At 74.6% G+C, this 9,946-nt stretch carries 12 protein-coding genes; 3 read left to right on the top strand and 9 right to left on the bottom strand.

Annotated elements, in window-relative coordinates:
• On the bottom strand, positions 1–473 hold a 473-nt coding region (locus K336_RS0110365; protein WP_028706980.1), incomplete at its 3' end, for a hypothetical protein.
• Between the two features lie 409 nt (positions 474–882).
• On the opposite strand from K336_RS0110365, the gene K336_RS0110360 reads away from it, so the two are divergent.
• A complete protein-coding gene (locus tag K336_RS0110360) occupies positions 883–1,320 on the top strand; it encodes a metallopeptidase family protein (protein WP_021798649.1) in 438 nt (145 codons plus the stop codon).
• 87 nt (positions 1,321–1,407) lie between these two features.
• Here the strand turns inward: K336_RS0110360 and K336_RS0110355 are convergent, their stop codons facing one another.
• The 3 genes from K336_RS0110355 to K336_RS0110345 all read right to left on the bottom strand — a co-directional run bounded on the left by K336_RS0110355 (position 1,408) and on the right by K336_RS0110345 (position 3,764).
• The gene (locus K336_RS0110355; RefSeq protein ID WP_028706979.1) at positions 1,408–1,665 is read right to left on the bottom strand and encodes a WhiB family transcriptional regulator; all 258 of its coding nucleotides are present in this window, start codon (positions 1,663–1,665) and stop codon (positions 1,408–1,410) included.
• A gap of 244 nt (positions 1,666–1,909) precedes the next feature.
• Complete coding sequence (locus tag K336_RS0110350) at positions 1,910–2,701, bottom strand: hypothetical protein (protein WP_028706978.1); 792 nt, start codon at positions 2,699–2,701, stop codon at positions 1,910–1,912.
• Positions 2,685–3,764, bottom strand: coding sequence for a mannose-1-phosphate guanylyltransferase (locus K336_RS0110345; protein ID WP_028706977.1), 1,080 nt, complete (start codon positions 3,762–3,764; stop codon positions 2,685–2,687). The genes K336_RS0110350 and K336_RS0110345 overlap by 17 nt, the downstream gene beginning before the upstream one ends.
• A 218-nt stretch (positions 3,765–3,982) precedes the next feature.
• Here K336_RS0110345 and K336_RS0110340 point away from each other — a divergent pair, with 218 nt between their 5' ends.
• Positions 3,983–5,299: an LCP family protein gene (locus tag K336_RS0110340; protein WP_051245667.1), complete on the top strand. Its 1,317-nt coding sequence runs from the start codon at positions 3,983–3,985 to the stop codon at positions 5,297–5,299.
• A gap of 26 nt (positions 5,300–5,325) precedes the next feature.
• On the opposite strand, the gene purE is transcribed toward K336_RS0110340, so the two are convergent.
• Both purE and K336_RS0110330 read right to left on the bottom strand, forming a co-directional pair.
• Positions 5,326–5,832 (bottom strand): 5-(carboxyamino)imidazole ribonucleotide mutase, encoded by a 507-nt coding sequence (purE, locus tag K336_RS0110335; RefSeq protein ID WP_021798849.1) that lies wholly within the window; start codon positions 5,830–5,832, stop codon positions 5,326–5,328.
• A complete protein-coding gene (locus tag K336_RS0110330; RefSeq protein WP_043150833.1) occupies positions 5,825–7,015 on the bottom strand; it encodes a 5-(carboxyamino)imidazole ribonucleotide synthase in 1,191 nt (396 codons plus the stop codon). The genes purE and K336_RS0110330 overlap by 8 nt, the downstream gene beginning before the upstream one ends.
• A 14-nt stretch (positions 7,016–7,029) precedes the next feature.
• On the opposite strand from K336_RS0110330, the gene K336_RS0110325 reads away from it, so the two are divergent.
• Positions 7,030–7,746, top strand: coding sequence for a Type 1 glutamine amidotransferase-like domain-containing protein (locus tag K336_RS0110325; protein ID WP_021798846.1), 717 nt, complete (start codon positions 7,030–7,032; stop codon positions 7,744–7,746).
• Between the two features lie 24 nt (positions 7,747–7,770).
• Here K336_RS0110325 and K336_RS17135 read toward each other — a convergent pair whose 3' ends face one another.
• The 3 genes from K336_RS17135 to K336_RS0110310 form a co-directional block, all read right to left on the bottom strand.
• Positions 7,771–8,385, bottom strand: a complete 615-nt coding sequence (locus K336_RS17135) for a TetR/AcrR family transcriptional regulator (RefSeq protein ID WP_021798842.1) — start codon at positions 8,383–8,385, stop codon at positions 7,771–7,773.
• A 149-nt stretch (positions 8,386–8,534) separates the two neighbouring features.
• Positions 8,535–9,035, bottom strand: coding sequence for a PH domain-containing protein (locus K336_RS15950; RefSeq protein ID WP_043123413.1), 501 nt, complete (start codon positions 9,033–9,035; stop codon positions 8,535–8,537).
• Between the two features lie 105 nt (positions 9,036–9,140).
• Positions 9,141–9,860, bottom strand: coding sequence for a biotin--[acetyl-CoA-carboxylase] ligase (locus tag K336_RS0110310; RefSeq protein ID WP_390896298.1), 720 nt, complete (start codon positions 9,858–9,860; stop codon positions 9,141–9,143).
• Between the last annotated feature and the right edge of the window lie 86 nt (positions 9,861–9,946).

Genomic DNA, 9,946 nt, shown 5'->3' with positions numbered 1-9,946 from the left:
GCCGAGCCGAGCAGGACGAGCGGGTGGAGGGCGAAGACGGCGGTGAGCACGAGGCGCATCGCCGGGCCGGCGCCCAGCCGGCCCAGCAGCCGGTGCATGAGCGCCACCGAGCAGGCCCCGCACAGCGCCGAGACGAGGCACCCGGCCAGCGCCCTGGACGCCAGCGCGGGGCACAGCGGCGTGGCGAGGAGCAGCGGAATGGCGGCGAGCGAGGGCAGCGGGTTCCACACGAAGCCGATGGCGGCCAGGTGCGGATCCCGGCTGAACAGGACGTAGTAGCCGTTCGCGACCCGGCTCATCGCGTCGGGGAAGACGAGGTCGTGGGCGCTGAGCCACAGGGCCACCGCGAGGTAGCAGACGAACGCGGCCGCCCCCGCCCGGCCCCCGGCGCGGCACCAGCGGCGGCGCCGGGGGCCGGCGGCCGCCCCCGGGACGGAGGCGGGACCGGCAGGGACGAGGGTCGTGCCGCTCACGAGACGCCCCCCGTCATCGAGAACCGGTCCGCGCCGCCGGGCCGGGGGCGCACGCGCCTCAGGGGCGCCGGGCCCGGAGGCCGGCGCCGTGCGACGGGTGCGGGCAGGACGGGTGCGGGCAGGATGTGCACCGGGAACGGGGGTGGGATGTTCGGCACGCTGCTCCTCTCCGACGCCTCAGGGGTGGGCGGCAGTTCGATGGACGGGGGTCTCCTTCCGCGACCGGGAACACCACGTGGCGGCGGTGTTCGCAGAAAGGCGCCGCCCACTATGCCCCACCTGTGCGCCCCCTGGGAGCCGGGCGCGCGCCCCTTCGAGGAAGACGGGGCCTTCCCCTCACCCGCCCCCCAGGACCGACCCCGCAGGGCGGCCGTCCGGGCCGGGGCCCGGACGGCACTAGGCTGGCCCCATGCGCACAAGGGATCGTCACGGGCGGGGCATCCGCGGGCCGATGGCCCTGCCCAACGACCTGACCGACCGCCCGCTGCGCACGCCGACCCGCCCGCGCGCCCGCGCATACTTCATGGCCTGCGTGGGCGAGTCGATCGCCCGCATCGGGCAGCACTGCCCCGACGTCGTCGACGCCATCGACATCGGCGTCGACGAGGTGCCCGACCAGCGCACCCTGTGGAACGACCTCGGCGAGCACGGCACCGTCCCGCTGGCGGCCGCCATCGAGTCGTCCGCGACCCAGCACGCCCGCATCGTCGTCTACCGCCGCCCCCTGGAGCGGCGCGCCGTCGACCGCGAGGACCTGCGCCTGCTCGTGCACGAGACCCTCGTCGAGCAGATCGTCGCCCTCACGGGGCGCGGCATCGACGAGATCGACCCCGAGGACGACCGCTGAGCCGGGCGACCCGCGCCGCGCCCGGACGTGGAGCGAGCGCGCGCCCGCCGGGGGTCGGCGGACGCGCTCACACGACCGGACAAGGCGTCACACGGCGCGACGCCGCAGCTTGCGGCGCTCGCGCTCGGACAGACCGCCCCAGATGCCGAAGCGCTCGTCATGGGTGAGCGCGTACTCGAGGCACTCGCCACGCACCGGGCAGGCCTGGCAGACCTTCTTCGCCTCCCGCGTGGAACCGCCCTTCTCGGGGAAGAAGGCCTCCGGATCGGTCTGCGCGCAGAGGGCGCGCGCCCGCCACGCGGGCCCGCTGTCCTCGCCAAGATCCACCAGCAGCAGCTCGTGCATCTGCACAATCCTCTCCATCAGATCAGCGCGCCATCGGCGCACCGCTGAACCCCACCGCGGGGGCGACCGGACGCCACATCCGTACGGACGGAACGGCGAACGACGTCGGCGGAATTACATGGTTGAAAGCTACCATGTCCGGTGCTCGGCCGCATGTTCACGAAGATTCAAGCATCTTCCGGAGGGGACGAATCGCCTCGGGGTGACCCCGGGAGGACCATGAGGGCAGGGCAACGACAAGGGATCATGCATCGGCGGGGCCCTCCTGTTCCGCAAGCGGGCCCCACCAGCCCGAACCGGCCCCGCGGCCGGGGCCCGGCCGCCGTCCGGCGGCCGGCTGACCCGCGGTCAACCACGGCACGGACGACTCCGCGCCGTCGGCGCCGGTCCGTGGCCCTCCCGGCCCCGAGGCCCCCGCGACGGCCGGCCCCGGCTCGGGGGCCGGCCCGGGGCCGGTGACACCCGCGGCGTCCCCGGCCCTGGCCCAAGTGCGCCCGACGGCCTGCCCGGGGGCCCACACGGCATCGCGGACGGGGGGCCCGGGGGCCTCCGCCGCCGCGCCGCGGACCGTCGGGGAGGGGACGAGCCGCCACAGCACGACGGTCGCCGCGACCTTCGCGGCGACCTCGAGCAGCCCTCCGATCGTCTCGAGGACGCGCGAGAAGACCGGGGCGTCGGAGCCGAGGACGCCCACGACGAGGATGAGGACGTCGTAGCAGGCGACGACCGAGACGACGACGGCGGCGGTCCGGGTCAGCGCCCTGGCCCTCCCGATCGCGCCTGTGCCGAGGACGCAGGCGAGGACCATCGCCACGTCGACGAGCACCCAGATGAGCGGCACCGAGGCGCCGGTCTGCCGCGCCGAGGCGGACACGCCCATGGACTCGTGCGCGAGGTTCCAGCCCAGGCGCATCCAGCCGAGGACGATGTAGACGACCGTCACGGCCAGGACGAGCCAGGCGATCGGCTCGCGCATCCTGAGCAGGATCCCGAGCCTCCTGGCGTGCGGCCGGGGCGGATCAGGCGAGTTCGGCACCGTACCGCTCCTTGACCTCGCCGACGAGGGCCTTGACCCGCTGGGAATCGGACAGCGGGCAGACGAGCGTCGCCGTCGCGGTGCGCACGACGGCCATGTCGTGCAGCCCGGTGACGGCGAGCACGGAGCGTTCGGGGTCCGCGTTGACGAGCAGGCACCCGGTGGTGCCGGAGGCGACGACGGCGCCCTGACGGACGTTGCCGTCGTCGTCCTTGTCGAGCTCGGCGTGCAGGTCCGCGAAGCTGCCGACGTCGGCCCAGCGGGCGGCGAGTGCGACGCCGATGACGTGGGCGTCGGTCCGGCCCCGGCTGACCGGCTCCATGACGGCGAAGTCGACGGAGGTCTTGAGCAGACCCGGGTAGATCTCGGCCAGGCGCTCGGGATGGGCGGCGAGCTCGGTGATCCGCTCATGGCTCTCGGGCAGCAGGACGCGCACCTGGCCGAGCAGCGTCGCGGCGCGCCAGACGAACATGCCGGCGTTCCACCAGTACTCGCCGCTGTCGACGTAGCGGGCGGCGAGCCCGGCGTCCGGCTTCTCCTTGAACTCGACGATCCGCGCCACGTCGGTGAGGCCCTCGACCGCCCGGCCGCGGTGCAGGTAGCCGTAGCCGGTGTGCGGCCCGGTGGGCACGATGCCGAAGGTGACGAGCGCGCGGTCATCGGCCTCGGCCACCTCGAAGGCCGTCGTCAGCCGGTCGGCGAAGGTCTCGACCGGTTCGATGATCTGGTCGGCGGTGACGACCGCGACGACGGCCTCCGGATCGCGGCGCACGAGGACGGCGGCGGGCCAGATGACGGCGTTGAGGGAGTCGCGACCGACGGGCTCGCCCAGCAGGTTCTCCGGGCGCAGGGCGGGCAGCTGGGAGGCCACCTCGTCGGCGTAGGCGGCACCGGCGCACACGAGGATGTTCCCGGGGGCGACGACGGCGCGAACCCGGTCGAAGGCCAGCTGCAGCAGGCTGCGCCCGTCGATCATCCTGAGGAGCTGCTTGGGCTCGCCCCGGCGGCTCAGGGGCCACAGGCGAGTGCCGGAACCACCGGCCATGATCACTGCGTATCTCACGCGCACACCATAGGACCGCGGACGTCCGAGGGGCGGCAACCACGCGGCGCCGCGCCGGGGGCGGGCGGCAACGTGGAGGACACCCCTGAGTCAACCCTGAGACGAATCCCGGAGGGCCCTCGGGGTGGTGGGCCCGGCTCGCCGGCCCCGCGCCTCGGCACGCCGTGACGGGCGCGCGCTGCCGGGCCCGGGACGCCCGTGCCAGTACCTTGGGTGCCATGGCTGACAGCAGGGACGAACCGAGCCGACAGGAGGACCTGGACTGGCTCTACCGCCGGGCGCCGGGCGACGGGGCGGCCGGCGCCCCGCGGGCCGCCCCGGCCACCAACATCGCCAACGACGCCGACATCCGACGCCGCGAGCGGGCCTTCCTGGAGCAGCGACGCCGCCGTCAGGCCGCTCAGCAGGACCGTCGGGGCGGCCCGGAGCGGGACCTCCGGGCCGGTGCGCAGCCGGCGGCCCCCGCCCCCCGCGCCCCGGGCGCCGACTGGGCCCACCGCGAGCCGGTCGCCCCCGTGGCGCCCGCCCCGGGCCGGCGCCGGCACGGCCCCGACGGGAGGATCCGGCGGAGCCCGGTCCGGCGGACGCTCCGCGCCGTCCTCGTCCCCGTCCTCGCCTGGCTGCTGTTCACCCTCGTCACGCCCATCCACGCCTGGAGCACGATGACGACCATCGGCTGGGAGCCGAGCTACGCCGGGCGCGTCGGCAACCAGCCGGGCACCGCCATCCTGCTCGTGGGCTCCGACTCGCGCGACGGCCTCAGCGAGGAGGAGCGGAACGAGCTCGGCACGGGCGAGGCCGAGGGCCAGCGCACCGACTCGATCATGCTCCTCTACACCCCGCCCTCCGGCGAGTCGGTGCTCATCTCGATCCCGCGCGACTCCTACGTGACCGTCCCCGGCTACGGGAGGACGAAGATCAACGCCGCCTACAGCTACGGCGGCGCCGAGCTGCTCACCGAGACGGTCGAGCAGGCCACCGGCCTGCGCATCGACGGCTTCATGGAGGTCGGCTTCGCCGGCTTCGCCGACATCGTCGACGCCGTGGGCGGCGTGGACGTCTGTCTGGACGAGCCGATGGCCGACGAGAAGGCCAACATCGACCTGCCCGCCGGCTGCCAGACGCTCAACGGGTCCGACGCGCTCGGCTACGTGCGTCACCGCTACGGCGACGCCGAGGGCGACCTGGGGCGGGCCCGCCGCCAGCGCGAGGTGATCGCCCAGATCGCCACCAGGCTCAAGAGGCCGTCCACCGTGCTCAACCCCGTGCGGTGGTGGACCGTCACCCACGCCCTGGCGGGCGCCGTGAGCCGCGGCGACGGCATGGGCGTCCTCACGATGGCCCAGATGACCAGGGGCGTCCTGTCGGTCTCCGGCGGATCCGGCGCGAGCCTCCAGGTACCGCTGGAGACCACCAACGGCTGGTCGGACGACGGCACCGAGTCCGTCGTCATCTGGGACTCCGAACGCGCCTCGGCGATGTTCGAGGATCTCTCGCGGGGGGACACGAGCAACATCGCCCAGTACGCGGGCTGAGGCGGCGCCGGGCCGGCCGCCGAGGCTCAGCCCGCCCGCCGGCCGCGCACCCTCTCGCCCTTGTCGAGGGCGGTCCGGCGCAGCTCGTCCTGGAAGCGCACCATCGCGGTGGTGAGCGCGGGGTCGCCGCTGGCGAGGATGCGCGCGGCGAGCAGCCCGGCGTTGCGGGCGTTGCCGATGGCGACGGTGGCCACCGGCACGCCGGCAGGCATCTGGACGATCGACAGCAGCGAGTCCATGCCCTCGAGGTGCTTGAGCGCGACGGGCACGCCGATGACCGGCAGCGGCGTGAGAGCGGCGAGCATGCCGGGCAGATGGGCCGCTCCCCCGGCGCCGGCGATGACGGCGCGCAGGCCTCGCCCATGGGCGCCCCTCCCGTAGGCGACCATGTCCTCGGGCATGCGGTGCGCCGAGACGACGTCGGCCTCGTAGGCGATGCCGAACTCCTCCAGGGCCTCGGCGGCCGGTTCCATCGTGGGCCAGTCCGAGTCGGAGCCCATCACGATGCCCACGAGGGGCGTGGCGTCAGTCATTGTCCTCTCCCATCAGATAGGCGGCCGCGGCGCGGGCGCGGGCCCGCACCCGGTCGCAGTCGTCCCCGTAGACCGTCACATGGCCGCGCTTGCGGCCCGGACGCAGGCCCTTGCCGTAGAACTGCACCCGCAGGCCGGGGTCGGCGGCGGCCACGTGGGCGAAGTCGCCCACGCTGTCGGCGCTGCGCCCTCCCAGGACGTTGCGCATCGTGCACCACGGCGCGCGGGCGTCGGTCGCCCCGAGCGGCAGCCCGGCGACGGCGCGCAGATGGTTCTCGAACTGGCTCGTCACCGCGCCGTCGAGCGTCCAGTGCCCGGTGTTGTGCGGGCGCATGGCCAGCTCGTTGACGACGACGCCCCCGTCGCGGCGCTCCATGAGCTCGACGGCGAGCAGGCCGACGACGCCGAGCGCGTCCGCGATGCGCAGGCCGAGGGCCCGGATCCCGGACTGCCTGGCGGCGGACAGCCCCGGCGCCGGGGTCATCGTCTCGACGCAGACGCCGCCGTCCTGCACCGTCTCGCTCACCGGATACGACAGCGCCCGTCCGTCGGGGCCGCGCACGACGACGACCGACAGCTCCCGGGCGAAGTCGACGAATTCCTCGCCGATGATGACGACCCGCTCGCCGGCGCTCACCGACAGGGACTCCTCAAAAGGGGCGTCGGCGTCCGCGGGGCCGTCGAGCCGCCACACGCCGTGCCCGTCGTAGCCGCCCCGGGAGGCCTTGGCGATGACGGGCCATCCGAGCTCCGAGCCGAGGGCGCGCAGCTCGTCGGCGTCCCGGCAGGCGCGCCAGCGCGGGCAGGGCAGGCCGAGCCCGTCGCCGAGGCGCTCGCGCATGAGCAGCTTGTCCTGGGCGTGGACGAGGGCGGCCGGGCCGGGCCGGACGAGGACCCCGGCCGCCTCGAGCCCGGCGAGGAGCCCGGTGGGCACGTGCTCGTGGTCGAAGGTGATGACGTCGCAGCCGGCGGCGAACTCCCGGACGACGGCCGGGTCGGTGAAGTCGCCGACGGTCACCTCGCGCACGACCCGGGCGGCACTCACGTCGGGGCCCTCGGCGAGCAGCCTCACCTCGAGATCGAGACCGATCGCCGCCTCGTACATCATGCGGGCCAGCTGCCCACCCCCGATGATCCCGATCGTGTGCGCCGCATTCACGGCTCCAACCCTAACGACGGGCATGAGAGGATGGGCCCATGAGCACTCACATCGTGGCCATGGGCGGCGGCGGCTTCTCCATGTCGAGCAACGGCGCCCCGACGAGCCTGGACCGGTACGTCGTCGACCTCGCGGGCGCACGCGCCCCGCTCGTCTGCTTCGCCCCGACGGCCTCGGCCGACAACGCCACCTACATCAACCGCTTCCTCATGGCCTACTCGGGCCTGGGAGTGCGGACGATGGTGCTCACCCTGTGGCAGGGCGCCGCCGAGTCGGTGCGCCGCCTGCCGGAGGCCGACGTCGTGCTCGTCGGCGGCGGCAACACCGCCAACCTCATGGCCCTGTGGGAGGTCCACGGCGTCTCCACCGCCCTGCGCCGCATGGCGGGCGATCCCGACCGCACGACCGTCCTCGGCGGCATCTCGGCCGGCGCCGCCTGCTGGTTCGAGGGCTGCCTCACCGACGCCTTCGGCGATCTCCGCGGCTGGCGCGGCGGCCTGGGCCTGCTGCCCGGCAGCTTCTGCCCGCACCTGGACGGCGAGGACCGCGGCGCCGTCTACACGCAGGCGGTCGCCTCGGGGATGATCCCCGGCGGCTACGGCGTCGACGACGGCGCGGCCCTGCACTTCGTCGACGGCGAGCTGTCGAGGGTGCTCGCCGAGCGCGAGGGGGCGCACGCCCTCCACGTCATGCCGAGCGACGAGCCGGCCGCCTCGGGCGTCCTCACCGAGATCCTCAGCGCCGAGCTCATCTGAGCCGCCCTCCCCCGCCGGGCGTCCTCAGCCGGCGGGGCGTCCCCCGCGGTCGTCGACCTCGTACCTGTCGATGAGGAGGAGCACGGCGCCCCTCAGCTCCTCGCGGGCCTCGTCGAGCCCGACCGCGCGGCGCTCCACGGCGTTCATCATGGCCACGAGGAGCCCCTGCGTCATGATCGAGGCGATGCGGGCCCTGTCGGGGTTGATCCTCCCCCAGAGCCGGTCGAGCCCCGCGTAGAGGGCGGCGTGGGCACGGCCGACCGTGCGAGCCGCGTTCGGCTTGAGGCGCCCCTCGCCGATGCGCATGAGCCAGCCGTGCCCGGCGATGGTGGCCTGCTCGAGGTTGGCGATGGCCCAGGCGACGAGCTGCTCGTGCGGGTCCTCGCTGGCGTCCATGGCCTCCTGGACGGCGTCGAACCAGCCGGGCATGTAGCGCTCGACGACGAGGCCGCGCAGATCGTCGATGGACTCGACGTAGCGGTAGATGGAGTTGCGGGCGACGCCCGCCCGCGAGCTCACCGCGCCGGCGGTGAGGGCCCCGGGGCCCTCCTCGCGCAGGATCTGCTCGGCCGCGTCGATGAGGGACGTCATGACCTGCTCGTGGTGCTCGCGCACCGTCGGCGCGTTGATCCTCGGCACGCGGCCCTCCTCGCCCGTCTCGCCCGGGGGCGCCCCCGGTGGCCCCCGGCGCCCGTCCGCCGCGGGGTTGCGACACCGATGCTATCCGCCGCCCGTCCGCCGCGCCGCGCACCGCCGCGGAGCCGGCACCGGTGGGCGCCCCGCGGACCTCACACCCGCTGGCCCCCGTCGCCGACCGCGTAGACCAGCTCGCCGAGCATGCGCTGCACGCCGGCCAGGTCCGGCACGCAGTGCAGCTGGAGGGGCGCCGGGCCTTGCGTGTCGACGACGATCGTGCCCGAGCCGAAGACCCGGTCGAGGACGCTCCGGCGGTAGGAGATCTCGGCCACCCGGTTCAGCGCGACGTTCACCCCGGCGCGGTGCAGGAGGCCGGCGCGCACCATGATGCGCCGGCTCGTGACCGTGTAGCTCGTGGACGCCCAGCGCAGCACGGGCACGAGGACGAGGACGACGGCGGTGACGGCGAAGAGGCCGACGAGCACCCACGTGCCGACCGGCCGCGCCCCGGACGGCAGGGCCGCGAGCAGCACGCCGAGGACGCCCGCCAGGACGAACAGGGCCAGCACGGGTGCGGCGAGCACCCGTCCGTGGGGATGGCAGTGGACCACCACGTACTCGTCGTCGGCGAGGTCGCCGTGCCGTCTGCGCATGACCACCATTGTTGCGCGCACCGTCGCGCGCCCCTCGTCGCGCGCCCGCCGACGGGACGGACAGGCCCCGTGCACCCGCCACGCGGCTCCCCGCCCGCGGTCGGCTCAGCGCAGGTGGATGACGTCGCCGGCGCTGTGGACCCGGCGGTGCCCGTCGGCGTCCTCGACGACGAGGGCGCCGGTGTCGTCGACGCCGACGGCCGTGCCCGCGACGACGGCCGAGTCCGCCGAGTCGACGTCCTCGTGGATGAGGACGGAGCGGCCGATGGTGTCGCAGGCGGCCATGAAACCCTCCCGCACCTGGCCGGTGGTCTGCCACTGCTCGAACCAGCGTTGGAGACTCGTGAGGATCGCGGCGGTCAGTTCGTCCTTGCCGTGCGGCAGCCCCGCCAGGAGCAGCGAGCCGGCACCGGGCACGGGCAGCTCGGTCTCGTCCATCGAGATGTTGACGCCCCAGCCGAGCACGGCCAGCCCGTCGACGCGCTCGCACAGGATGCCGCAGATCTTCCGCCCGTCCAGGAGCACGTCGTTGGGCCACTTGAGGGCGACGCGGTCGGGCCCGGCTCCGGTGGCGCGCTCGACGCCCTCGCGCACGGCAAGGCCGACGAGGATGCTCAGCCAGCCCCAGCGGGCCGGTTCGGGTCGCGGCGCGACGAGCGCCGAGGTGGCGGTCGCGGTGCCGGGGACGTCCTCCCAGCGGCGGTCGAAGCGGCCGCGACCGGTGCTCTGGTGCTCGGCGATGAGGACGAGTCCGGGGCGCGCGCCGGCGCGGGCGCGGGCGGCGAGGTCCTCGTTGGTCGAGCCGGTCCGCTCGTACCACTCGATGGGTCCCCAGCGGCTGTCCGGCCCGAGCAGTTCGACCAGGTGCGGCACGTTGAGTGGAGCGGTGGAGGGCACGGCCAGCAGTCTAT

It is taken from the genome of Propionibacterium acidifaciens DSM 21887 (assembly GCF_000426605.1).
Taxonomy (GTDB): domain Bacteria; phylum Actinomycetota; class Actinomycetes; order Propionibacteriales; family Propionibacteriaceae; genus Propionibacterium; species Propionibacterium acidifaciens.
This window is presented reverse-complemented; position numbering and strand designations above follow the sequence as displayed.